Source organism: Nocardioides ginsengisoli (assembly GCF_039537225.1).
Taxonomy (GTDB): Bacteria; Actinomycetota; Actinomycetes; order Propionibacteriales; family Nocardioidaceae; genus Nocardioides; species Nocardioides ginsengisoli.
The window spans coordinates 127,591-149,975 of record NZ_BAABAC010000037.1 but is presented as its reverse complement, the minus strand read 5'-3'; the positions used below and the strand labels follow the sequence as shown (position 1 = coordinate 149,975).

Below are 22,385 nucleotides of genomic sequence, written 5' to 3'. Positions count from 1 at the left end.
TTTCGGGTGGGGCTGAAGTCGTGGTGGCGTCGCAGCCGGGGAGGCGCCGCGCAGGAGGCGGAGTACGTCGTACCCCCGCCGCCGACCGAGAAGGACATCCGGGTCGCGCTCAACCAGGTCTACGCACTGCTCACGACGAGCAACGCGCCCCCGGTGGTGGTGTCGCGGGTCGAGCGGATCGCCCGCACCATCAACCAGACGCTGCCGCGGCTGAGCCAGCTCGGCCTCGGCAGCGAGGAGGCGTACTCGGTCGTCGCGACGGCGACCGACTATCTCCCCGAGGCCCTGCAGTCCTACCTCCGGCTGCCGCGCGACTGGGCCGACACCCGACCCATCGACGGACCGAAGACCGCGCTGATGGTGCTCATCGAGGCGCTCGAGCTGCTCGGCGTGACGATGGACCAGATCCTCGACGCCGCCAACCGGGCTGACGCGCAGGCCCTGATCGCGCACAGCCGCTTCCTCGACGCCAAGTTCGGCCACTCCTCCTCGGGCGGCCCCGACCTCACCCTAGGAACGCCATGACCCTCGCCGAAGCCCTCGACGAGCTCGTCGCGACGGCCCGCGCCGCCGGCCTCGACGAGGCCGCCGCGCGTGCGGAGGGGGAGGCGGTCGCGGCCACCGTCTCGGAGCGCTCGCGCGGCGCCTTCATCTCCTGGTGCGAGCAGACCGGGCGTGCCCGCTCGGCCGAGGAGCACATGCTCGCCGCCAAGCGGGGCAACCGCTTCCGCGCCGGCCCGACGCCGCTCATGTCCGCGCTGCTGCTGGCGAAGTCGCCCGCCTCCGCCGACTACGCCGGCGCGCTCACCGACGTCGCGCTCGCCGGATCACAGCTCGGCGAGCCCGGTCCCGACGCGGTCGGCGCCGCCACCACCGTCACCACCGCGCAGCTCGGCGGCACCTCGCTGACCCCGTCGGCCGAGGCGCCCGGGGCGTTCGACCTGCCGGCGCGCCAGCCGGTGCCGGGGCTGGGCGACCAGATGCTCGACCAGGTACGACGCGTCGGCGAGCAGGTACGACGCCAGCTCGGCGCGCTCAACACCGCCGCGCCCGCGCCGGACGTCCCGGCGACGCCGGCTGCGGACGACGTCCAGACCCAGGCGGCGGAGCCGCCCACTCCGGTCGCCGAGGAGCCGAAGCCCGAGGAGCCGGTCAAGACGGTCGAAGAGCTGCTCGCCGAGCTCGACGCGCTGACCGGCCTGGAGAACGTGAAGGGCGAGATCCACCGCCAGGCCGCCGTCCTGCGGGTCGAGGGGCTGCGCAAGAAGGCCGGCCTGGAGTCGCCGACGATCACCCGCCACCTGGTCTTCAACGGCAACCCGGGCACCGGCAAGACCACGGTCGCGCGACTGGTCGCCGGCATCTACCGAGCGCTCGGGCTGCTCACCAAGGGCCAGCTGGTCGAGGTCGACCGCTCCGAGCTGGTGGCCGGCTACCTCGGCCAGACCGCCGCGAAGACCGCCGAGGTCGTCGCATCGGCGGAGGGCGGCGTGCTGTTCATCGACGAGGCGTACTCACTCTCCGGCGACCAGTACGGCAAGGAGGCCATCGACACCCTGGTCAAGGAGATGGAGGACAAGCGCGACGACCTCGTCGTCATCGTCGCCGGCTACCCGCTGCCGATGGCGGTCTTCATCTCCGAGAACCCGGGCCTCGAGAGCCGCTTCCGCACCACGATCGACTTCGCCGACTACACCGACGACGAGCTCGCCGAGATCTTCGCCTCGATGGTCGGCGCGGCCGACTACGACGCCGGCGAGCCGGTCCTGGCGCGGCTGCGCGAGATCCTCGCCGCCACCCAGCGCGGCCCGTCGTTCGGCAACGCCCGGTTCGTGCGCAACCTGATGGAGGCCGCCATCGGCCGCCACGCCTGGCGGCTGCGCGACATCGCCGAGCCGACCCTCGAACAGCTCCGCACCCTGCTCCCCGAGGACCTCGCCACCGCCCCGCCCGCCGAGGTCGTCGACCCCTTCCCCGAGCCCGCCGACCTCCCCGAGGAGGAGTCGTGAGCCAGACCGCCGCCGCCCCCCAGGCCGCATCCCCGCCCCCCACACCCGCCGCGGCGCTCGCGCCCGCGCCCGCGCCCGCGCCGTCGTACGTCGACACGCCGGCGCTGCTCAACCGCTGGCAGCTGATCGGCATGAGCGTGGCGATCGTCTTCGGGATCCTGAGCGCGCTGGTGCAGTTCTCGAGCTGGAATGCGGACGGGCGGGCGGCCGACGACACCGACCAGCTGGTGCGGATCCAGAACATCCAGTCGTCGCTGTTCCGCGCGGACGCCCTCGCGACCAACGCCTTCCTGGTCGGTGGTTTGGAGAACACCGAGCAGCGCGGGGAGTACAACCGCGAGATCAAGAGCGTGCTGAGCAATATCGCCGCCGCCGCCAACGCGCAGCCGGCCGACAGCCACGTGCTGGCCGACCTCAACAAGCTCGTCGACGACTACACCACCTCGATCGCGCAGGCCCGGGCCATCAACCGCCAGGGCTTCCCGGTCGGCGCGGCCTACCAGACCCTCGCGAGCAACAAGCTGCGCACCGAAGGCGTGCCGATGCTGACGGCGCTCGTCAAGGCCAACACCGACCGCGCCGACAGCGCGATGGGCGGCCAGCACCCGTTCTGGCTGCTCTTCATCGGGATCGCCGCGCTGGTGGGACTGTTCTGGCTCAACCGCGAGCTCGGCCGCGCCTTCCGCCGCCGGATCAACAAGGGCCTGGCGTTCGCGGCGATCGTCGTCCTCGTGGTCACGCTGGTCTCCGTCGCCGGTGCCTGGATCCGCGCCAGCGCCAACGACTCGCTGCGCAGCGGCAAGTTCCACGACGCCGTCGCCAGCGCGACCGCCCGCACCGCCGCCAACGACGCCAAGGCCAACGAGAGCCTGCGGCTGATCAAGCGCGGCTCCGGCGCGCAGAACGAGGCCGACTGGGGCAAGGACGCGGCCCTCGTCGAGAAGAACGCGCCGAGCAGATACCTGTCCGACTGGCACGTCTACACCGCCCAGCACGCGCAGATCGTCAAGCTCGACGACGGCAACAACTGGGACGGTGCCGTCGCGCTCGCGACCAAGGTCGACAAGAACGACGCCTTCGCGAAGTTCGACGCTCACCTTGCCGCTGAGGTCGACCAGGCCAGGACCAGCGCGATCGACGACCTGGAGAGCGGCCGGTGGCTCGCGGTGACGCTGAGCGCACTCACCCTGCTGCTCGGCGTGGCCGCCGCGATCGGCGTGGCCCGAGGTATCGGCGAGCGACGGAGGGAGTTCTCATGAGCCGGATGCGATCCCGCGGGCTCCTCATGTCCGCCGCGGCGGGCCTGCTCGCCCTGTCTGCCTGCTCGTACGCCGAGACGGTGGTCCCCAAGCCGAAGGAGACCACGTCGACGGCGCCCGCCGCGGCGACCTGCAAGACCACCGCGGCCGACCTGCGCTCCTACGACCCGAACCGGTCGGGAGGCCCGGCCGTCTCTCGGATCCGCAAGGCCGGCGTCCTCAAGATCGGCGTCTCCGCCGACACCCTGCTGCTCGGCGCGCGAAATCCGTCGACCAACAAGATCGAGGGCTTCGACATCGACATCGCCCTGCGCATCGCCAGCGAGCTCGGGGTCAAGCCGCAGCTTCGCGTCATCAACGCGGCCGATCGGATCCCGCTGCTGCAGAGCCACGCGATCGACATCGTCGTCCGCAACATGACCATCAACTGCGCCCGGTGGGAGCAGATCGCCTTCTCGGCGGAGTACTACCACGCCGGCCAGAAGGTGATGCTGCGCTCCGACCTCGCCGCGACCTACCAGGGCCCGCAGAGCCTGGCCCACGTCAAGGTCTGCGCCCCGGCTGGCACCACGAGCATCGACAACATCCGCAAGATCGAGAAGGACGCGGAGGCCGAGACCGCCGACACCCACACCGGGTGCCTGGTGAAGTTCCAGCAGGGCCAGGTCGACGCCATCACGGGCGACGACACGGTGCTGGCGGGCCTGGTCGCACAGGACCACATCTACGCCGCCGTGCCCGAGCAGAAGGCGCTCACCGACGAGCCCTACGGCGTCGGCGTCAACGCGGGCGACAAGGACCTGGTCGCGTTCGTCAACGCGGTCCTGCAGCAGATGCGCTCCGACGGGAGCTGGCAGAAGTCCTACGACAAGTGGTTGCGCCCCAGCCTCAAGGTCGATCCCGCGACCTTCCAGCCCCAGTACGGCCGCCCGTGACCGTGGACCTCACCATGACCACCACCGCACCCACCGCCCCCGGCAAGCTCGGTGACGCGCTCGACCCCGCTGCCATCCAGCAGTACCTCGGCGAGCTCGACACCTGGCTGCGCGTACGGCGGTCCGAGCTCGACGAGCTCGACCAGGCCGCCCTCGGGGCGGGCCGTGGGGGAGAGCTGGCGGGGGACATGTCGCTCGCGCTGGCGCTGTGGAAGGCGATCTCCGACCGCTACCAGCTGGTCGTCGCGACGTGGGACGGCGGCCGCGTGCTCCAGCAGGAGCGTGAGCGGATCTCCGCGCTGATCTGGGGGCGGCTCGACGGCGCGACCGAGCTGCCGGGCGGGCTGGCGGTGTCGCTGCCGGAGGCGGGGCGGCTGTGCGACGCGCTGACCGGCCAGCTGCGCAGCCGGCTGTCGCTCGTGCCCGGCGCCGACGAGTCGGCGGCGCGGATCCGGGAGCTGCGGGCGCAGCTGGAGCGGATCCGCGACCAGGTCGGGCTCGAGCCGGCGATCTCCCGCGATCCGGCGGTCAACCGGCTCGCCGAGCTGATGGCGCGCCTGGAGGGCATCACCGCGAAGGCCGAGCGCGGCGGTGACGTCGGCGGCATGCTCGGACCGATCGAGACCGAGGCGGCGACCTTCGAGCGCGACCTCATCGTCGGCAACGCGCGGCGCCGCGACGCGCGCGACCAGGTCATCTCCGCGCGCGAGCGGCGCGCCGACCTGGCGGCGCGCGAGGCGGACCTGCAGAAGCTCGCCGAGACCTGCGTCGCGACCGTCGATCCGGCGCCCCGCTATGCCATCCCGGACGTCGACCTGCTCGGCCCGGTCCCTGTCACCCCCGATGCGATCGGCCCCTACCTCGAGCGGCTGGGCCGGGTCTCGCAGGCGCTCGAGGTGGCCCAGCACGCCTACGCCGCCGCGCTCGAGGAGCACACCCAGCTGGTCGGTCTCCTCGACGCGTACGTCGCCAAGGCGCGCGCCGCGGGCATCGCCGACCACCCCGACCTGGTCGCGAGCGAGCGCTCGGCGCGCGCCGTCCTCGAGCGGCAGCCGGCGCCGATGAGCGTCGCCCGGCAGCTCGTCACGACCTACCAGACCTGGCTAGCCAAGGAGACCACCCCATGAGCGCAGGTGCCTGCACCCAGCCCGGCTGCACGGGCAGCATCGTCGACGGCTACTGCGACGTCTGCGGCATGCCCGGCGACGGCGGTACGACGACCCCCGCGGCCGCGACCGCCACGGTCAAGTCGCCCATCGCGGCCGCCGCGGGAAGCAACGGCGTCAGCGTCCCCTCCGCCCGCGCCGCCGCTCCCAACGGCTCGCCCTGCCAGCAGCCCGGCTGCACCGGCAAGATCCTCGACGGCTACTGCGACGTGTGCGGCACGCCCGCCGTCCCTGGCGCGAAGGTCGCCGAGGTCGCGGCGCTCGCCGAGTCGCAGCCGCTGTCCGGTCGCGAGGGGACGTCGGCGACGGCGGCCAGCCGGGTCCAGTCCGCGGCGATCGGCTCGAAGCGGGCCGGGTCGACGGGCAGCCTGGCCACCCGCCGTACCCGCACCGGCTCGCAGCGGATGCGCTCGGCCCGCCTCGGCGCCGGCCTCACCGTCGTCCCGCCGGCGCCGCCGATCGACGCGGCCAAGGCGATCATGGCCAACCCGCAGGTCCCCGAGGACAAGCGCAGCTGCGCCAAGTGCGGCAACGCCGTCGGTCGCGGCATCGACGGGCAGCCGGGGCGCAGCGAGGGCTTCTGCCCCAACTGCGGCCAGCCGTTCTCGTTCACGCCCAAGCTCAAGCCGGGCGACCTGGTCGCCGGCCAGTACGAGGTCGCGGGCGCGCTCGCCCACGGCGGACTCGGCTGGATCTACCTGGCCCGCGACCGCAACGTCTCCAACCGCTGGGTCGTGCTCAAGGGCCTGCTCAACTCCGGCGACCCCGACGCGCTCGCCGCGGCGATCGCCGAGCAGCAGTTCCTCGCGCAGGTCGAGCACCCGCTCATCGTCGAGATCTACAACTTCGTCACCCACGACGGCGCCGGCTACATCGTCATGGAGTACGTCGGCGGCAAGTCCGTCAAGCAGATCCTCAAGGAGCGGATGGCCGCCCACGGGGGCGCCTACGACCCGCTCCCCGTCGACCAGGCGCTCGCCTACATCCTCGAGCTGCTGCCGGCCTTCCAGTACCTCCACGACCTCGGCCTGGTCTACTGCGACTTCAAGCCCGACAACATGATCCAGGTCGGCGACGCGATGAAGCTCATCGACCTGGGCGGCGTACGACGCATCGACGACGAGGAGTCGGCGATCTACGGCACCGTCGGCTACCAGGCGCCCGAGGTGGCCGAGGTCGGCCCGTCGGTCGCGTCCGACATCTACACGATCGGCCGCACGCTGGTCGTGCTCTGCATGGAGTTCCGCGGCTACCAGGGCACCTATCTGCACAGCCTGCCGCCGGTCGACTCCACGCCGCTGTTCCAGGACAACGACTCGCTCTACCAGCTGCTCGCCAAGTGCTGCGCGCCCGACCCGGCCGACCGGTTCGCGTCGGTCGACGAGATGCGCACCCAGGTGCTGGGTGTGCTGCGCGAGGTCGTGGCCCGCAAGCGCCCGGGCACGGCCAGCACCTCGGCGGCGTCGGTGCTCTTCGAGTCGCCGGCCACCGCCCGCCCGATCACCGAGTGGAGCCAGTTGCCGCGCCTGCGCGAGGACACCACCGACGCGCAGTACAGCTGGCTGAGCACGCTCGGCGACGACCCGAAGCAGCGGCTCAAGGACCTCGAGCAGGCGCCCGAGGACTCCGCCGAGATCTGGCTCGCCCGTTGCCGCGCGGCCCTCGACCTCGGCGACCCGGTGCTCGCCAAGAACCACGCGCAGCGCCTGCTCACCGACGACCCCTGGGAGTGGCGCGCGCTCTGGATCGAGGGCCTCGCCGCCGTCCAGGCCGAGGACTGGGAGACCGCGAAGGCGTCTTTCAACGCCGTCTACCAGCAGGTCCCCGGCGAGCTCGCGCCCAAGCTGGCGCTGGCGTTCGCGTGCGAGCGCGGTGGCCTGCCGGAGGTCGCCGAGGGGCTCTACCTGGTGTGCGCGTCGACTGATGCGGCCTACGTCCCGCCGGCCGCGTTCGGCATGGCCCGGGTGCGGGCCGCGCGCCAGGACGTCGTCGGCGCGGTCGCCGCGCTCGACCTGGTGCCGACCACGAGCCGCGGCTACACCGAGAGCCGCCAGCAGCGCGCGGAGGTGCTGCTGTCCGGCGGCGCGCACGACCTGGCCGTTCTCGACCAGGCGATGCGGACCATCGACGCCTCCAGTGTCGACACCGCCACCCGCCAGCGGTTCACCGTCCGGATCCTCACCGAGGCGCTGCCCGTGGTGAGCCAGAACGGCGTCAAGGTCCCCGCCGGCACCAGGATCGGCGCCGTCGAGGCGACCGAGGCCGGCATCCGCGACGGACTGGAGAACGCGCTGCGCCTGCTCGCCCGCGACGCCGACGACCTCGAGGAGCGGGTGAGCCTGGTCAACCAGGCCAACGCGGTCCGGAACTGGAGCCTCACGTGACCTGCCCGACCTGCGGGGCGACGCTCGCGCCCGGCGCCAGGTTCTGCGAGAACTGCGGCGCCCAGCTCGGTACGGCGGCCGTCCCTGCCGCCGCGACCGCCCCGGCGACGGCGACGAGCGACCCGCTCGGTGACGCGCCGATCAGCGCCCCCACCCGCAAGCCCGCCGGCGCCCTGCCCGACCCGCCGGTGCCGGCCGGCCGGCGACCCTGCGCGGAGTGCGGGGGAGAGGTCGGCCCCGACCTCTACTGCCTCTCCTGCGGCACCAAGGCGCCCAGCGAGCGCGACCACTTCCAGGAGCAGCCCGCGTCGTGGGTGGCCGGGGTGTGCGACAAGGCGCTGATGAAGAACCGCAACGAGGACGCGATGGCGCTGCTCGCCGGCGTCGAGCCGGGCTCGCGCGCGGTCCTCATCGTCATGGACGGCGTCTCCAACTCCATCGACTCCGACGTCGCCTCGCTCGCCGGCGCCCGCGCGGCGCGCGAGGTGCTGCGGGTGCCGCTGCCGTCGGGCATGGGGACGCCGCAGGGCCGGGAGGCCGCCGTACGCAAGGTGTTGGCGGATGCCGCCGCGGCCGCCAACACCGCCATCGTCGCGGTCACCGACCCCGACTCGCCCAACCCGGCGTCGGCGACGTTCACGGTCGCCGTCCTCGAGGGGCAGCGGATCAGCTGGGCCAATATCGGCGACTCCCGCTCCTACTGGCTGCCCGACGCCGGCACGCCCGTCCAGCTCACCACCGACGACTCCGTCGCCCAGGCCCAGATCGCCGAGGGCATCGCGCGCGAGGTCGCCGAGACCGGGCCCCAGGCGCACGCGATCACCAAGTGGCTGGGCCGCGACTCCGAGGACTTCACGCCCACCGTCGGCAGCATCGAGGTCACCGAGCCCGGGTGGCTGCTGGCCTGCTCCGACGGACTGTGGAACTACGCGTCCGAGCCGGAGGCGATGCGCGAGCAGGTCCGCGCCGCCGGCACCGACGACCCGGCCGCCCTGGCGCTCGCGCTCGTCGCGTTCGCGAACGCCTCGGGCGGGCACGACAACATCACTGCCGCCGTGGCCCGGGTGGGTCTCGGGCACAATGACCAGACGCCGACCCCAGGAGGAGAGCCGAGCGATGGCTGAGTTCAGCGCCGCCGTCTACCAGAACGAGTTCCTGCCCGACGGCGGGACCGACGTCAACGCGATCGTCACGATCACCTGCAAGGGCGCCGGCACGGCCGGTCAGTCCGGCGCGGGCGACGCGGGCGAGATCATCATCGTCGACACCTCCGGCTCGATGGGGCCGGCGACGATGGCGGCCGCGAAGGACGCCGCCCAGGCCGCGCTCGCCGAGATCGTCGACGGCACGTGGTTCTCCGTGATCGCCGGCGCCGACCGCGCGATGCTCGCCTACCCGCAGGTCTCCAGCGGTCCGGGCATGGTGCGGATGGACGTCCGCACCCGCCAGGAGGCAGCCGGCGCGATCGACCGCTTCGTCGGCAGCGGCGGTACGGCGATCAGCACCTGGCTCGACCTCGCCGGCCAGCTCTTCAACTCGGTCCCCGAGGTCAGCCAGCGCCACGTGCTGCTGCTCACCGACGGCGAGAACCGCGAGCGCCCGGGCCGCCTCGACGAGGCGATCAACCGCGCCACCGGCTACTTCCAGGCCGACTGCCGCGGCGCCGGCACCGACTGGCAGGTCGCCGAGATCCGCCGGATCGCCCAGGCCCTGCTGGGCACCGTCGACATCATCCCGAGCCCGGCCGAGATGCGCGCGCAGTTCCAGGAGATCATGCGCAACGCCATGTCCCGCGGCGTCGCCGACGCCTCGCTGCGGGTCTGGACGCCGCAGGGCGCCGAGGTGCTCTTCGTGCGCCAGGTCTCGCCGACGGTCGACGACCTCACCCACCGCCGGACGCCGGTCAACCCGCTCACCGGCGACTACCCGACGGGCGCCTGGGCTGACGAGTCGCGCGACTATCACGTCGCCGTCCGGGTGCCGGCCAAGGCGATCGGCCAGGAGCAGCTCGCCGCCCGCGTCCAGCTCGCACTCGGCTCCGACGTCGTCGCGCAGGGCCTGGTGAAGGCGACCTGGTCCAACAACTCCGAGCTCACCACCCGGATCGACCAGCAGGTCGCCCACTACACCGGGCAGGCCGAGCTGGCCCAGATGATCCAGGAGGGCCTGGCGGCCAAGGCCGCCGGCGACGAGGCGACCGCGACGACCAAGCTCGGCCGCGCCGTCCAGCTCGCAGCCGAGACCGGCAACGACGAGGCGACGTCCAAGCTGCGCAAGGTGGTCGACGTCGAGAGTGAGGAGACCGGCACCGTCCGGCTCAAGCGGGCGGTCGACAAGGCCGACGAGATGGCCCTCGACACCGCCTCGACCAAGACCACGAGGATCCGCAAGGAGCCCACGGCATGAGCATCTGCCCGTCCGGGCACGAGTCGGCGGCCGACGACTACTGCGACGTCTGCGGCCTGCCCATCCCTGCGGGCTCGTCGGACCCGGCGCCCGCTCCGGCCGAAGCCGCTCCCGCGGCTCCGGCCGCGCCCGCGGCCCCGGACACCGCCGAGTGTCCCAACTGCCAGGCCGCGAACCCGCCCAACGCGCTCTTCTGCGAGGCCTGCGGCTACGACTTCACCACCGGCTCGCTGCCGCGTCCGCTGACCCCGCCGCCGGCGTCGCCGCTCGACCTCGACGCGCCCTCCGCCCCGCCCGCGGACAAGCCGGAGCCCGTCGCGCCGCCGCTCGCGGCCGGCTGGGTCGCCGAGGTCTGGATCGACCCCGACTGGTACGCCGACCAGGAGTCCACCGACCCGCTCCCGTCGGCGGGCGTGCCGGCCGTCGTACCGCTGCGGGCCACGTCGATCCTCGTCGGCCGCACCTCGCGCAGCCGCGGCATCCACCCCGACATCGACCTCGGCGCCGACAACGGGATCAGCCGCCGCCACTGCCAGCTCACCACCGACGGCACCCGCTGGTGGGTGGAGGACCTCGGCTCGTCCAACGGCACCTACCTCGGCAACGCCGTCGGCCCGCTGCCCAAGGACCCGATCCCGGCGGGGGAGAAGCGCGAGATCGCGCCCGACGCGCGGGTCTACCTGGGCGCGTGGACGCGGATCGTGGTGCGCAAGGCCCAGCCCGGAGAGGTGTAGCGAGCGCGATCAGCGACGGGTGGCGATGAGCGCCGACGCGTCCGGCGCGACCATCACCTCGACGGTCGTGAACCGCTCGTCGGTGAGCCACTCCTCGCGCAGCGTGTCGACCCGGCCGCCGGTGATCGGCGGCCACATCTCGCACGGCACGAAATCGTCGAGGACGACGATGCCGCCCGGCTCGACCAGGTCGGCGATCTTGTCGACGCCGACCGCCGACGGATCGCCGGAGTCGAGGAAGAGCAGCGAGAACGGGCCCTTGTCCATCAGCGTCGACCAGTCGGCCTCGAGGACGTCGACGAGCGGGTCGTCGACGAAGATCTCGGTGGCGGCGGCGGCGAGGCGGGGCTCGAGCTCGGCGGTGAGGATGCGGGCCTTCTCGTTGCGCACACCCGAGCGCAGCCAGGCGGTGCCGACGCCGCAGCCGGTGCCGAACTCCGCCATCGTCCCCTCGCGGGTGGCGGCGAGGGCGGCGAGCAGCCGGCCGGTCTCGTTGCGGCAGAAGGAGACGTAGCCCGCGCGGCGGGACACGTCGAAAGCGCGAGTGACGACGTCGGGAAGCTCCGGGGGCGCGCTCATGCGTCGAGTCTTACATTCGCCGTCTCAAATCCCGTGCACCCGGTCCCACCATCCGGTCACGATCCGATCACGCCCGCGGCGGCGACGTGCCCCAGGAACACGCCGAATGCCGAGACGGTGCGCGCGCGGCCCGGCCGGACGCCGTACAGTACTTCCACCATGCGGAGCGCTCTTCTCGTAATCGTGCGCCGCGGCGAGGCCTGAGAGAGGCCACCTCGCCGCGGTGATCGCGGCGCACCCATCCCGCGTCGGGCCACTCGACCAACATCGACAAGCCCGGCGCACCCCCTCGACTCCGTCGACATCGTGAGACCCACGAGCTGACAGCCATCGCGGAGGGAACCGACGCAGGGCACCCGTCCCGCCTCACCCGACCGCCAGCTTCTCCTCCGGCTCCTCCTCACGAAAGAACACCGAGATGTTCACTGCCACCGACCGACGGACCAACCCCACCGGCTACGCCTCGCACAGCGACAGCGGCACCACCGAGTGGGGCCCGGCCAAGCACAACCCCGAGCACCCGCTCCACCGCGAGGTGGGCGTCCTCGACGCGGTTGACCTGCGAGACGGTGACGCCGGCCGTCCCGACGACAACTAACCTCGCGGTCATGACCGACACGTCCTCCGCTACCCCCTTCACGCCCGCGACCGGCCAGGTCGACCTCGCCGTCATCCCCGGTGACGGCATCGGTCCCGAGGTCACCGCCGAAGCGCTCAAGGTGCTCGAGGTGGCTGCGCCGGACGAGCTGAAGTTCGCGCGCACCCAGTACGACCTCGGCGCCGAGAACTACCTTCGGACCGGCGAGGTGCTGCCGCCGTCCGTGCTCGCCGAGATCAAGGGCCAGGACGCGATCCTGCTCGGTGCCGTCGGCGGCAAGCCGAACGACCCCAACCTGCCCCCGGGCATCCTGGAGCGCGGCCTGCTGCTCAAGCTGCGCTTCGAGCTCGACCACTACGTCAACCTGCGTCCCTCGCGCCTCTACCCGGGCTCGACCTCGCCGCTCTCCGACGCGGTGCTGGGCAAGGGCGAGGTCGACTTCGTCGTCGTCCGCGAGGGCACCGAGGGCCCCTACACCGGCAACGGCGGCGCGCTGCGCGTCGGCACGCCGGCCGAGGTCGCGACCGAGGTCTCGGTCAACACCGCCTACGGCGTCGAGCGGGTCATCCGCGACGCGTTCGAGCGGGCCAGCAAGCGGCCCCGCAAGAAGCTCACCCTCGTCCACAAGACCAACGTGTTGGTCCACGCCGGCCAGGTCTGGTGGCGGCTGTTCGAGAAGGTCGCGGCGGAGTACCCCGACGTCACCACCGACTACAGCCACATCGACGCGGTGATGATCTACCTGACCACCGACCCGCAGCGCTTCGACGTGATCGTCACCGACAACCTGTTCGGCGACATCGTCACCGACCTCGCCGCGGCGATCACCGGCGGCATCGGCCTCGCGGCCTCGGGCAACGTCAACCCCGACCGCACCTACCCGTCGATGTTCGAGCCGGTCCACGGCTCCGCCCCCGACATCGCGGGCCAGCTCATCGCCGACCCGACCGCCGCGATCCTCTCCGGCGCGCTCCTCCTCGACCACCTCGGGCACCCCGAGGCGGCCGCCCGGATCGAGGCCGCCGTCCTCGCCGACCTCGAGGCGCGCACCCCGGGTCAGCAGCGTCGTACGCCGGAGGTCGGCGACGCCATCGCCGCGCGAGTAGCCGGCTGAGCCGGCGTACAGGGCACAGCGCCCTGGACGCGGGCAGACGGCCCACTCCCGACCCGCGTTAACGAGGACTAACCTGATGACCATGCAGATCACCACCACGCTCTCTGCGAACCCGACCGACGACGCCCGGCTGGCGGAGATCCTGGCCAACCCGGGTTTCGGGACGCACTTCTCCGACCACATGCTCACGATCGAGTGGACGCCGGAGAAGGGCTGGTACGACGCGCGCATCACGCCCTACGGCCCGATCACGCTCGACCCCGCCGCCGCCGTCCTGCACTACGCGCAGGAGACCTTCGAGGGCATGAAGGCCTACCGCCACGACGACGAGTCGCTGTGGCTGTTCCGGCCCGAGGCCAACGCCGAGCGGATGATCCGCTCCAGCCACCGGCTCGCGCTGCCGGTGCTCGAGCGCGACGACTTCATCCAGGCCGTCGAGGCGCTGGTCGAGGTCGACGCCCGCTGGGTGCCGGGCAACCCCGACGGCGGCGAGAAGAGCCTCTACCTGCGTCCGTTCATGTTCGCCTCGGAGAAGTTCCTCGGCGTCCGCCCGGCCCAGCACGTCACCTTCATGGTCATCGCCAGCCCCGCCGGCGCCTACTTCAAGGGCGGCGTCAAGCCGGTCACCCTGTGGCTCACCGAGGAGTACACCCGGGCCGGCCGCGGCGGCATGGGCGCGGCCAAGACCGGCGGCAACTACGCCTCGTCCCTGGTCGCCCAGCAGGAGGCGTACGCCCAGGGCTGCGACCAGGTCGTCTTCCTCGACGCCCAGGAGGGCACGTACGTCGAGGAGCTCGGCGGCATGAACATGTACTTCGTGTTCGACGACGGCTCGATCGTCACCCCCGAGACCGGCACCATCCTCGAGGGCATCACCCGCTCCTCGATCATCGAGCTCGCCGGCAAGATGGGCCACCACGTCACCGAGCGCAAGATCGGCATCGACGAGTGGCGCGAGGGCGTCGCCAGCGGCAAGATCACCGAGATCTTCGCCTGCGGCACCGCCGCCGTCGTCACCCCGGTCGGCGCGCTCAAGTGGGACGGCGGCGAGACCGCCGCCCCCGCCAGCCAGGACCTCACCATGCGGATCCGGCAGGCGCTGGTCGACGTCCAGCTCGGCCGGGCCGAGGACACCTTCGGCTGGATGCACCGCGTCGGCGGCTAACCACCGCCCTCCCAGAACGGCCCCAGCGCCGCCGGCGACGATCGTGTCGCCGGCGGCCGGGAACCATCCCCGCACCCGACGCCGTACGGCGGCCCACCAGGGCGGCGCGAGGGCCGCCGTCGTGAGCGCGACCGCGGCGGTGCTGGACGATCCGCCGCATCCCCGCGAGCGGCGCCTGCTGGGCGAGGGGGAGCAGCTCGTCGGCGGTCAGGCCGGTCTGCACGAGCAGCACCGGGTCGCCGCTGCCGAGGTCGCGCACCTCCAGTACGGCGTCACCGACCGCAACCAGGCGCGCCCGCATGCCCCATGGTGGCATCTAGGATCGGCGACATGGACGATCTCTGGGGGACGATCGCACAGGAGCGGGGCGCCCTCGCGGCCGACCTCGCCGGCCTGGACGACGCACAGTGGACCACGCCGTCGCTCTGCGCCGGCTGGAGCGTGCGCGACGTGCTCGCGCACATGACCAACACCGCGCGCACCGGGCCGATGGGCTTCCTCGGCGGGATGGCGAAGGCGGGCTTCAAGTTCGACAAGTTCGCCGAAGCCGGCATCGCCCGGCAGAGCGGCACGTCGCCGGCCGACACGCTGTCGCGGTTCGAGTCGGTCCGGACGTCCACGACCGCACCTCCGGGACCCAAGACCACCTGGCTGGGCGAGGCGATCGTCCACGCCGAGGACATCCGCCGCCCGCTCGGCATCGCGCACGACTACCCGACCGACGCCGTGGTCGAGGTGATGGACTTCTACAAGGGCTCGAACGTCCTGATCGGCGGAAAGAACCGGGTCGACGGGCTCACCCTGCGCGCCACCGACACGGACTGGTCCCACGGCTCCGGGCCGGCCGTCGAGGGGCGGGCCATCGACCTGCTCGTCGCGATGACCGGCCGGGCGACCGCGTGCGACCGGCTGTCCGGCGACGGTGTGGAGACGCTGCGCTCGCGCGGCACCGCCTGACGTTCCACCGCCCGTTCGCTGGGTAGCCTCTGCGTCATGACCGCCCAGCAGCAGCCGCACGCACCCACGCAGGTGGGCGCCTACACGCTGCTGACCCGGCTCGGCGAGGGCGGCATGGGCATCGTCCACCTCGCCCAGGGGCCGGACGGACGGCGGGTCGCGCTCAAGGTGCTGCGCCCGCAGATCGTCGGCGACCAGGAGGCCCGCGGCCGGCTGGCCCGCGAGGTCAGCTCGCTGACCCGGGTCCGGAGCCCCTGGATCGCGGAGATGCTGGCCGCCGACCCGTGGGCCGAGGTGCCCTATGTCGTCACCCGCTACGTCCCGGGCCTCTCGCTGCACGACCACGTCGGCACCGAGGGGCCGGTCTCCGGCAGCGACCTGTACTGGCTCGCGGGCTGCCTCGCCGAGGGCCTCGCCGCCGTCCACGCCGTCGGCGTCCTGCACCGCGACATCAAGCCCGGCAACGTGCTGATGGAGGGCCGGACACCGATCCTCATCGACTTCGGCCTGGCCCGGGTCGCCGACGACGTCCGGCTCACCCAGACCGGCTGGCTGCTCGGGACGCCGGGCTATCTCGCGCCCGAGATCCTGTACGGCGACGAGGCCACCCCGGCCGCCGACGTCCACGCGTGGGCCGCGACGGTCGCGTACGCCGCGAGCGGGCGGGCGCCGTACGGGCGGGGGCCGGCGATGGCCGTCATGGACCGCACCCGCCGCGGCCAGCACGACCTGGCCGGCATCGAGCAGCCGGTCGCCGACGTTCTGGCGGCAGCGCTGCATCCCGACCCGCTCGAGCGTCCGCTGCTCGAGGAGCTGCTCGCCTGGCTGCGTCCGCTGAGCACCCGGCCCGAGCTTCCCCGGGTGGCGCCGCCGGGGCAGCTGTTCGCCGCCCGGCCCGACGAGCCCGACGAGCCCGACGAGCCCGACGAGTTCACGCTGCCGCTCGCGCTGGCACCGGCACCGCCGATGGCCGCGCCGCCCACGATGCCCGGGACGCCCGCGGTCAGTCCCGACGCGGTGACCCGGATGGAGCGGGAGTTCGACGACGCGTGGGGCCTGGCCCCCGAGCCGCCTCCCGAGCCCAAGCCTCCCCTGGCCGAGCGGCTGCGCCGCTCGACCGCGATCGGCTCCGGCGCGCTCGCGCTCGGCGCCGGCGTGGCCACCGCGCCGTGGGTGGCGCTGGTGACCGTGGTGGTCGCGGTGTGGCTGCTGCGTGCGGGATCGCTCGCGGCGTCGGCGGTCGCGCAGCGTCGTACCGTCCGCGGCGTCAAGTGGTACGACGGCCCGCGCTGGTTGATCTCCAGCCCGTGGCACGGCGTCCGCGCGGTCACCGGCACCGTCGTCCTCGTCACCTGGAGCGCCGCGCTCGGGATCGCCGTCGGGCTGCTCGGCTACGCCCTGGCGCTCGACGTACCCACGACGCTCGGCGCGGCCGGCGCGACGATGGGCCTGGCGCTGTGGTCGGGGCCGGGCGGCAGCCGGTTCCGCTCGCCGATCTCGCGCGCGCTGTTCCCGCTGTGCCGCACCCCGCTGCCGTGGGCGCTCACGTGTGCCGCGCTCCTGGCGCTCGCCGCGCTGCTGTCGGCGCTGGTCGTGAGCAACGGCGTCGACTGGATGCCGTGGGTCGGCGGCCCATTCGGACTCTGAGCCGGGCCCTGCGCGATCCGTGGCAGACTAGGGCCCGTGACCAGCCTCACCACGATCATTACCTAGCGCGTCTGACCTCCTCAGACGCGCAGCCTCTCGTTGTCGGGAGGCTTTTGTTTTGCCCCGGTGAACCCCACGCGAGAGACCTCCGATGACTCAGCAGCTCGACCTCCACGGCTCCTTCCACGTCTACGACACGACCCTGCGTGACGGCGCGCAGCAGGAGGGGCTCAACCTCACGGTCGCCGACAAGCTGACGATCGCGCGGCAGCTGGACGGGCTCGGCGTGGGCTACATCGAGGGCGGCTGGCCGGGCGCGAACCCGAAGGACACCGAGTTCTTCCGGCGTGCCGCCGTCGATCTCGACCTCAAGCACGCGCGCCTGGCCGCCTTCGGCGCCACCCGCCGGGCCGGGATGAAGGCCGCCGACGACCCGTTGACCGCCGCCCTGCGCGACAGCGGCGCGGGCGTCGTCACGCTGGTCGCGAAGTCGCACGTCGGGCACGTCGAGAAGGCGCTGCGGACCACGCTCGAGGAGAACCTCGCGATGATCCGCGACACCGTCTCCCACCTGCGCGCCGAGGGCCAGCAGGTGTTCCTCGACGCCGAGCACTTCTTCGACGGCTACCGCCTCGACCGGTCCTACGCGCTCGAGGTGCTCCGGACGGCGTACGACGCCGGGGCCGACGTGATCGCGCTCTGCGACACCAACGGCGGGATGCTCCCGACCTGGGTCTCCGACGTCGTCCACGACGTCATCGAGTCGGCGCAGGTGCGCGTCGGCATCCACTGCCACAACGACACCGGCTGCGCGGTCGCCAACACGCTCGCCGCCGTCGACGCGGGCGCGACGCACGTGCAGGGCTGCATCAACGGCTACGGCGAGCGGACCGGCAACGCCGACCTGGTCAACGTCGTCGCCAACCTCGAGCTCAAGCTCGACCGTCAGGTGCTGCCGCCGGGCCTGCTCAGCGAGGCGACCCGGATCGCCCACGCGGTCGCTGAGGTCACCAACGTCCCGCCCGCCTCGCGCCAGCCGTACGTCGGCACGTCGGCCTTCGCCCACAAGGCCGGCCTCCACGCCAGCGCGATCAAGGTCGACCCCGACCTCTACCAGCACATGGACCCGGCCGGCGTCGGCAACGACATGCGCCTGCTGGTCTCCGACATGGCCGGGCGCGCCACCATCGAGCTCAAGGGCCGCGAGCTCGGCTTCGACCTCTCCGACTCGCCGGAGCTCGTCACCCGGGTCACCAACCGGGTCAAGGAGCTGGAGTCGCAGGGCTACACCTTCGAGGCGGCCGACGCGTCCTTCGAGCTGCTGCTCGTCGAGGAGGCCGAGGGCCGGCGGCCGTCGTACTTCGACGTCGAGAGCTGGCGGGTCATCACCGAGACGCTCACCCACGCCCAGCCGGGGGAGGAGGCAGTGTCCGAGGCGACGGTGAAGCTGCAGGCGGCCGGCGTCCGCTATGTCGTCACCGGCGAGGGCAACGGCCCGGTCAACGCGCTCGACCAGGCGCTGCGGTCGGCGATCGTGCAGGCCTACCCGGAGATCGCGAAGTTCGAGCTGATCGACTTCAAGGTCCGGATCCTCGACCAGGGCCACGGCACCGACGCCATCACCCGGGTGCTCATCGAGACCACCGACGGGACGACGCAGTGGGTCACCGTCGGCGTCGGCGCCAACGTCATCGAGGCGTCGTGGGAGGCGCTGGTCGACGGGCTCACCTACGGGCTGCTGCGGCACCACCGCGACTGAGCTCGGCGGAGGCCATCAGCCGATGAGTCCGGGCCGATCGGGAGGTCTGTCCGGGCATGGACATCCTGCTGACCGGCCTCGGGCTGGTGGAGTCGCCGCGGTGGCATGAGGGCCGGCTCTGGTTCAGCGACTGGACCCACGGCCGGATCATCGCCGTCGACCACGCCGGTGACGCCGAGACCGTGGTCGAGCACGCGTCGCTGCCGCTGTGCTTCGACTTCCTCGGCGACGGCCGGCTGGTGCTCGCCTCCAACCCGTCGCGTGCGCTGCTGGTCGCGGCGGCCGACGGCTCACTCAGCCCGTACGCCGACCTGTCCGGCCTCGCCCCGACGTCCGCGACGCTCGCGCTGAACGAGGTGGTCGCCGCCCCCCGCGGCCGGCTCTACGTCAACGGCTCTCACGCGTCGGGCTTCGTCGCCCTGGTGACGCCCGACGGCGCGCGCGTCGTGGCCGAGGATCTCGCCTTCCCCAACGGGATGGCGATCACGGCCGACGGCGACACCCTCCTCGTCGCCGACTCCCACCGCAACGAGATCGTCGCCTTCACCATCGAGCCCGACGGGACCCTCTCCGGTCGCCGGACCTGGGCCGCTCTCGGCTCCGACAACCCCGACGGCATCAGCGTCGACCCGTCCGGAGCGGTCTGGTACGCCGACGTACCCCACCAGCACTGTGTCCTGGTCGCCGAGGGCGGCGACGTCCTGCGCACCGTGCCGCTCGACCGCGGCGGCTTCTCCTGCGCGGTCGGCGACGGCGCGCTCTACGTCGTGACCGCCCGGTGGCCGGGCATGGAGCAGCTCGCGACCTTCCGCGACTGGGACGGTCAGGTGCTGCGCTTCGACCTCGGCTGAGGCCTCTCCTCTGCGCGGACCACACGCCACAGGAGGCCCGACAGGACGCCGATCTCGTCGTCGGTGAGGTGCTGGGCGAAGTGCTCCTCGATCGCGCCGAGGTAGGTCGGCGCGGCCTTCCGCAGCCGCGCCCGGCCGGCGCTGGTGATCGCGGCGTACGACGACCGCTTGTCCTCGGGGTTCGGCTGGCGCTCGACGTAGCCCGCGCGCTCGAGCTCGGTCACGACACGGCTGATCTGCTCGCGGCTGAGCACGGCCTGAGCGCCGAGGTCGATCATGCGCAGCCGGCGGTCGGGGGCGCTGTTGAGGACGAGCAGGACGTCGTACCAGGAGAGGGGGAGGTCGACCTCCGTCAGCGCGTGCGCGAGCTTGGGCACGACAGCGGCGTGGGTGCGGAGCAGGGCGGCCCAGGCGGCGACGCCGTCGTCCTCGGTGAGCAGGCGTTCCGGCATGCCCCCACCTTAGCCGCATTTGCGTGTGTGTACACACACCTTGTCTTGGCGGCCCCTCTGTGGTTAATGTGTGTGTGCACACACATAAATTGTGTGTGCTCCAACGAACCGAAGGAAGAGCCATGCAGGACCTGATCACCCGCCCGGAGCTCGCCGAGCTCATCGCCACCGGCGACGTCACCGTCGTCGACGCGCTCCCGGCGTCGTACTACGAGAAGGCGCACCTCCCGGGCGCGCTCAACCTCGTCGCCGACGAGGTGGGGGAGCGCGCCGCCGCGCTGCTGCCCGACCAGGACGCCGCGATCGTGACCTACTGCTCGAACGCGGCCTGCGGCAACAGCCAGGCCGTGGCGAACGCGCTGCGGGCCCTGGGCTACACGAACGTCCGCAAGTACCGCGACGGCATCCAGGACTGGGTCGAGGCGGGCCTCGCCACCGAGTCCGGTCCGGCCGCCGGTGGGGAGCGTGTGGCATGAGCGTCGACCAGCAGCCGGGGGCGCCGACGCGCGTCGTGGACGGCGTCGTCCTGCCGGCGCCGGGGACCTGGGAGATCGACCCCGGTCACGCCGATGTCGCGTTCACGGGGCGGCACTTCATGATCACCAAGGTGCGCGGGCGGTTCACCGACGTCCGTGGCGCGGTGGTCGTCGCCGAGGAGATGAACGACTCGACCGTGGAGGTCGTCATCGGCATGGCGAGCGTCGACTCGGGCAGTGCTCAGCGTGACGAGCACCTGCGCTCGCCGGAGCTGTTCGACGTCGAGCAGTTCCCGGAGGCGACCTTCCGCAGCACCCGCGTCGACTGGCGGGGAAGTCGGGGCGCCGTCCACGGAGACCTGACCATCCACGGCGTGACCCGCGAGGTGACGCTGGACGTCGACTTCGAGGGCCAGGTCCGCGATCCGTGGGGCGGCGAGCGCTCTGTGTTCGCGGCGCGGGCGACGGTCAACCGGGAGGACTTCGGCGTCAGCTGGAACGTCCCGCTGGAGGCCGGCGGCCTCCTGGTCAGCAAGGAGATCGCGATCAGCATCGACGTGGAGACCGTCCGCGCCGACTGACGGCCTGCTCGCGGCCTGCTCGCCGCCGATCGTCAGGCCGGAGCTGGTCCGACCACGCGTCGGACCAGCTCGGCCCATCCCGCGTGCATCTGCTCCTGCGTCATGCCGGAGTGCAGCTGCTGGCGCAGGACGGGGACGGCGAGCGGCGCGAGCAGTGCCGTCGCCAGGTAGGTGAGGTCGCCCTCGACGCCGAGCTCGGCGAGCAGCACGCGGACGTGGAGGTTGAGGAAGCCGCGGACCGCCTCGTTGTCGCCCCACGTGCGGCCGGCGGCCTCGATGAGCGCGGCCTGCTCGAGGTGGAGCAGCATCCGCGACTCGCCGAACGAGAGCAGCCGGTCGAGCGGCGGCGCGCCCGGCCCGAGCGGCGGTGGGCCGCTGATCACCGCGGCCTGCCAGACGGTCTCCCGGTGGTCGAGCAGTGACGCCATCAGGCCCTCGCGGCTCCCGAACCGGCGGAACACCGTGCCCTTGCCCACGCCCGCGCGCGCCGCGACGGCGTCCATCGTGACGCCCTCGACGCTGCAGCCCTCGATCAGCTCGTTGGCGGCATGGAGCAGTGCCTCGCGGTTGCGCGCCGCGTCGGCGCGCTCGACCGGCGTGGTCGAGGTGAGCAGGGGCAGGGGTTTCGACATGCTGTCGCCAACCCTAGAGGGTGACCTACGCCACGGGGCGATTCGCCGTCAGCGGAATAGAAGCGGACTACGGTCCGTTTGGCTCGTCATGACTGACACCACGAACACCCGCGTCGCCGTTCTCGTCGGAAGCCTCCGGGCCGACTCGCTCAACCGCAAGCTCGCCGAGATCCTGCGCGACGAGGCGCCCGCCGGCGTGACCCTCGACATCGTGGAGGGCCTCGACCAGATCCCGTTCTACAACGAGGACATCGACGGCGCCAACGCCCCCGCCACCGCCGTCGCGCTGCGCGAGCGCGTCCAGGGCGCCGACCGCGTCCTCGCGGTCACCCCCGAGTACAACGGCACCATGCCCGCCGTCCTCAACAACGCCATCGACTGGCTGTCGCGCCCGTACGGCGCCGGCGCCGTCGTGGGCAAGCCGTTCGGCGTCATCGGCGCCACCCCGACGCCGTACGGCGGCAAGTGGGCCCACGGCGACACCGCCCGCTCGGCCGGCATCGCCGGTGCGGTCGTGGTCGAGGACGTCACCGTCTCGCAGTCCGCGCTCGAGGTCGACGTGACCACCGACGCCGACGTCCGGGCCAAGCTGCTCGACGCGCTCGCCCGCCTCGTCGACTTCACCCCCGAGGTCTCTGCCGCCTGAGCCTCGGCGTCCGGCACGCCGGGCCGAGAGGCTAC

At 72.6% G+C, this 22,385-nt stretch carries 22 protein-coding genes; 19 read left to right on the top strand and 3 right to left on the bottom strand.

All coding sequences use genetic code 11. The features are described from left to right. The first annotated feature begins 6 nt into the window (after positions 1-6). The 9 genes from AB4880_RS19320 to AB4880_RS19280 are packed head-to-tail and all read left to right on the top strand — an operon-like array spanning position 7 to position 10,893. Positions 7-525 carry a hypothetical protein gene (locus tag AB4880_RS19320; RefSeq protein WP_367920850.1) on the top strand — a complete coding sequence of 173 codons (519 nt, stop codon included), beginning with the start codon at positions 7-9 and terminating at the stop codon, positions 523-525. Next, positions 522-2,009, top strand: coding sequence for an AAA family ATPase (locus AB4880_RS19315; RefSeq protein WP_367920849.1), 1,488 nt, complete (start codon positions 522-524; stop codon positions 2,007-2,009). Before AB4880_RS19320 ends, AB4880_RS19315 begins: the two co-directional genes overlap by 4 nt. Next, the gene (locus AB4880_RS19310; protein WP_367920848.1) at positions 2,006-3,268 is read left to right on the top strand and encodes a GlnX family signal transduction membrane protein; all 1,263 of its coding nucleotides are present in this window, start codon (positions 2,006-2,008) and stop codon (positions 3,266-3,268) included. The genes AB4880_RS19315 and AB4880_RS19310 overlap by 4 nt, the downstream gene beginning before the upstream one ends. Then, the gene (locus tag AB4880_RS19305; RefSeq protein WP_367920847.1) at positions 3,265-4,203 is read left to right on the top strand and encodes a glutamate ABC transporter substrate-binding protein; all 939 of its coding nucleotides are present in this window, start codon (positions 3,265-3,267) and stop codon (positions 4,201-4,203) included. Before AB4880_RS19310 ends, AB4880_RS19305 begins: the two co-directional genes overlap by 4 nt. Before the next feature lie 14 nt (positions 4,204-4,217). Further along, positions 4,218-5,330: a hypothetical protein gene (locus AB4880_RS19300; RefSeq protein WP_367920846.1), complete on the top strand. Its 1,113-nt coding sequence runs from the start codon at positions 4,218-4,220 to the stop codon at positions 5,328-5,330. Further along, complete coding sequence (locus AB4880_RS19295) at positions 5,327-7,753, top strand: serine/threonine-protein kinase (RefSeq protein ID WP_367920845.1); 2,427 nt, start codon at positions 5,327-5,329, stop codon at positions 7,751-7,753. Before AB4880_RS19300 ends, AB4880_RS19295 begins: the two co-directional genes overlap by 4 nt. Beyond that, on the top strand, positions 7,750-8,877 hold the full coding sequence (locus tag AB4880_RS19290; RefSeq protein ID WP_367920844.1) for a PP2C family protein-serine/threonine phosphatase: 1,128 nt from the start codon (positions 7,750-7,752) through the stop codon (positions 8,875-8,877). Before AB4880_RS19295 ends, AB4880_RS19290 begins: the two co-directional genes overlap by 4 nt. Continuing rightward, the gene (locus tag AB4880_RS19285; protein ID WP_367920843.1) at positions 8,870-10,159 is read left to right on the top strand and encodes a vWA domain-containing protein; all 1,290 of its coding nucleotides are present in this window, start codon (positions 8,870-8,872) and stop codon (positions 10,157-10,159) included. The genes AB4880_RS19290 and AB4880_RS19285 overlap by 8 nt, the downstream gene beginning before the upstream one ends. Then, positions 10,156-10,893, top strand: coding sequence for a double zinc ribbon and FHA domain-containing protein (locus AB4880_RS19280; protein ID WP_367920842.1), 738 nt, complete (start codon positions 10,156-10,158; stop codon positions 10,891-10,893). Before AB4880_RS19285 ends, AB4880_RS19280 begins: the two co-directional genes overlap by 4 nt. A gap of 9 nt (positions 10,894-10,902) precedes the next feature. Here AB4880_RS19280 and AB4880_RS19275 read toward each other — a convergent pair whose 3' ends face one another. Continuing rightward, positions 10,903-11,472, bottom strand: coding sequence for an O-methyltransferase (locus AB4880_RS19275; protein WP_367920841.1), 570 nt, complete (start codon positions 11,470-11,472; stop codon positions 10,903-10,905). A gap of 418 nt (positions 11,473-11,890) precedes the next feature. Between AB4880_RS19275 and AB4880_RS19270 the strand changes: the two genes are divergently transcribed. The 7 genes from AB4880_RS19270 (at position 11,891) to AB4880_RS19240 (ending at position 19,563) form a co-directional block, all read left to right on the top strand. Continuing rightward, the gene (locus AB4880_RS19270; RefSeq protein ID WP_367920840.1) at positions 11,891-12,070 is read left to right on the top strand and encodes a hypothetical protein; all 180 of its coding nucleotides are present in this window, start codon (positions 11,891-11,893) and stop codon (positions 12,068-12,070) included. Between the two features lie 10 nt (positions 12,071-12,080). Then, positions 12,081-13,184, top strand: a complete 1,104-nt coding sequence (locus AB4880_RS19265; protein WP_367920839.1) for a 3-isopropylmalate dehydrogenase — start codon at positions 12,081-12,083, stop codon at positions 13,182-13,184. An 82-nt stretch (positions 13,185-13,266) separates the two neighbouring features. Then, on the top strand, positions 13,267-14,349 hold the full coding sequence (locus AB4880_RS19260; protein WP_367920975.1) for a branched-chain amino acid aminotransferase: 1,083 nt from the start codon (positions 13,267-13,269) through the stop codon (positions 14,347-14,349). A 330-nt stretch (positions 14,350-14,679) separates the two neighbouring features. Further along, positions 14,680-15,306 carry a maleylpyruvate isomerase family mycothiol-dependent enzyme gene (locus AB4880_RS19255; protein WP_367920838.1) on the top strand — a complete coding sequence of 209 codons (627 nt, stop codon included), beginning with the start codon at positions 14,680-14,682 and terminating at the stop codon, positions 15,304-15,306. A gap of 36 nt (positions 15,307-15,342) precedes the next feature. Continuing rightward, entirely contained in the window at positions 15,343-16,953 is a 1,611-nt protein-coding gene (locus tag AB4880_RS19250; protein WP_367920837.1) for a serine/threonine-protein kinase, read from the top strand. Between the two features lie 151 nt (positions 16,954-17,104). Beyond that, on the top strand, positions 17,105-18,712 hold the full coding sequence (gene cimA, locus AB4880_RS19245) for a citramalate synthase (RefSeq protein WP_367920836.1): 1,608 nt from the start codon (positions 17,105-17,107) through the stop codon (positions 18,710-18,712). Between the two features lie 56 nt (positions 18,713-18,768). Then, entirely contained in the window at positions 18,769-19,563 is a 795-nt protein-coding gene (locus AB4880_RS19240) for an SMP-30/gluconolactonase/LRE family protein (RefSeq protein WP_367920835.1), read from the top strand. Here the strand turns inward: AB4880_RS19240 and AB4880_RS19235 are convergent. After that, entirely contained in the window at positions 19,536-20,015 is a 480-nt protein-coding gene (locus AB4880_RS19235) for a MarR family winged helix-turn-helix transcriptional regulator (RefSeq protein ID WP_367920834.1), read from the bottom strand. The genes AB4880_RS19240 and AB4880_RS19235 overlap by 28 nt on opposite strands. Positions 20,016-20,137: 122 nt before the next feature. Between AB4880_RS19235 and AB4880_RS19230 the strand changes: the two genes are divergently transcribed. Together AB4880_RS19230 and AB4880_RS19225 are read left to right on the top strand one after the other, a co-directional pair. Continuing rightward, the gene (locus tag AB4880_RS19230; RefSeq protein WP_367920833.1) at positions 20,138-20,491 is read left to right on the top strand and encodes a rhodanese-like domain-containing protein; all 354 of its coding nucleotides are present in this window, start codon (positions 20,138-20,140) and stop codon (positions 20,489-20,491) included. After that, complete coding sequence (locus AB4880_RS19225) at positions 20,488-21,072, top strand: YceI family protein (protein ID WP_367920832.1); 585 nt, start codon at positions 20,488-20,490, stop codon at positions 21,070-21,072. The genes AB4880_RS19230 and AB4880_RS19225 overlap by 4 nt, the downstream gene beginning before the upstream one ends. A gap of 32 nt (positions 21,073-21,104) precedes the next feature. Here the strand turns inward: AB4880_RS19225 and AB4880_RS19220 are convergent, their stop codons facing one another. Then, entirely contained in the window at positions 21,105-21,704 is a 600-nt protein-coding gene (locus AB4880_RS19220; RefSeq protein ID WP_367920831.1) for a TetR/AcrR family transcriptional regulator, read from the bottom strand. Between the two features lie 88 nt (positions 21,705-21,792). Between AB4880_RS19220 and AB4880_RS19215 the strand changes: the two genes are divergently transcribed. Next, positions 21,793-22,350 (top strand): NAD(P)H-dependent oxidoreductase, encoded by a 558-nt coding sequence (locus AB4880_RS19215; protein ID WP_367920830.1) that lies wholly within the window; start codon positions 21,793-21,795, stop codon positions 22,348-22,350. Positions 22,351-22,385 lie beyond the last annotated feature (35 nt).

Coding starts and splice junctions, on each gene's coding strand:
- AB4880_RS19235 (WP_367920834.1), bottom strand. CDS start 20,015: ATGCCGGAACGCCTGCTCACCGAGGACGACGGCGTCGCCGCCTGGGCC.
- AB4880_RS19280 (WP_367920842.1), top strand. CDS start 10,156: ATGAGCATCTGCCCGTCCGGGCACGAGTCGGCGGCCGACGACTACTGC.
- AB4880_RS19230 (WP_367920833.1), top strand. CDS start 20,138: ATGCAGGACCTGATCACCCGCCCGGAGCTCGCCGAGCTCATCGCCACC.
- AB4880_RS19265 (WP_367920839.1), top strand. CDS start 12,081: ATGACCGACACGTCCTCCGCTACCCCCTTCACGCCCGCGACCGGCCAG.
- AB4880_RS19260 (WP_367920975.1), top strand. CDS start 13,267: ATGCAGATCACCACCACGCTCTCTGCGAACCCGACCGACGACGCCCGG.
- AB4880_RS19215 (WP_367920830.1), top strand. CDS start 21,793: ATGACTGACACCACGAACACCCGCGTCGCCGTTCTCGTCGGAAGCCTC.
- AB4880_RS19255 (WP_367920838.1), top strand. CDS start 14,680: ATGGACGATCTCTGGGGGACGATCGCACAGGAGCGGGGCGCCCTCGCG.
- AB4880_RS19220 (WP_367920831.1), bottom strand. CDS start 21,704: ATGTCGAAACCCCTGCCCCTGCTCACCTCGACCACGCCGGTCGAGCGC.
- AB4880_RS19225 (WP_367920832.1), top strand. CDS start 20,488: ATGAGCGTCGACCAGCAGCCGGGGGCGCCGACGCGCGTCGTGGACGGC.
- AB4880_RS19240 (WP_367920835.1), top strand. CDS start 18,769: ATGGACATCCTGCTGACCGGCCTCGGGCTGGTGGAGTCGCCGCGGTGG.
- AB4880_RS19295 (WP_367920845.1), top strand. CDS start 5,327: ATGAGCGCAGGTGCCTGCACCCAGCCCGGCTGCACGGGCAGCATCGTC.
- AB4880_RS19270 (WP_367920840.1), top strand. CDS start 11,891: ATGTTCACTGCCACCGACCGACGGACCAACCCCACCGGCTACGCCTCG.
- AB4880_RS19300 (WP_367920846.1), top strand. CDS start 4,218: ATGACCACCACCGCACCCACCGCCCCCGGCAAGCTCGGTGACGCGCTC.
- AB4880_RS19305 (WP_367920847.1), top strand. CDS start 3,265: ATGAGCCGGATGCGATCCCGCGGGCTCCTCATGTCCGCCGCGGCGGGC.
- AB4880_RS19315 (WP_367920849.1), top strand. CDS start 522: ATGACCCTCGCCGAAGCCCTCGACGAGCTCGTCGCGACGGCCCGCGCC.
- AB4880_RS19275 (WP_367920841.1), bottom strand. CDS start 11,472: ATGAGCGCGCCCCCGGAGCTTCCCGACGTCGTCACTCGCGCTTTCGAC.
- AB4880_RS19250 (WP_367920837.1), top strand. CDS start 15,343: ATGACCGCCCAGCAGCAGCCGCACGCACCCACGCAGGTGGGCGCCTAC.
- AB4880_RS19285 (WP_367920843.1), top strand. CDS start 8,870: ATGGCTGAGTTCAGCGCCGCCGTCTACCAGAACGAGTTCCTGCCCGAC.
- cimA (WP_367920836.1), top strand. CDS start 17,105: ATGACTCAGCAGCTCGACCTCCACGGCTCCTTCCACGTCTACGACACG.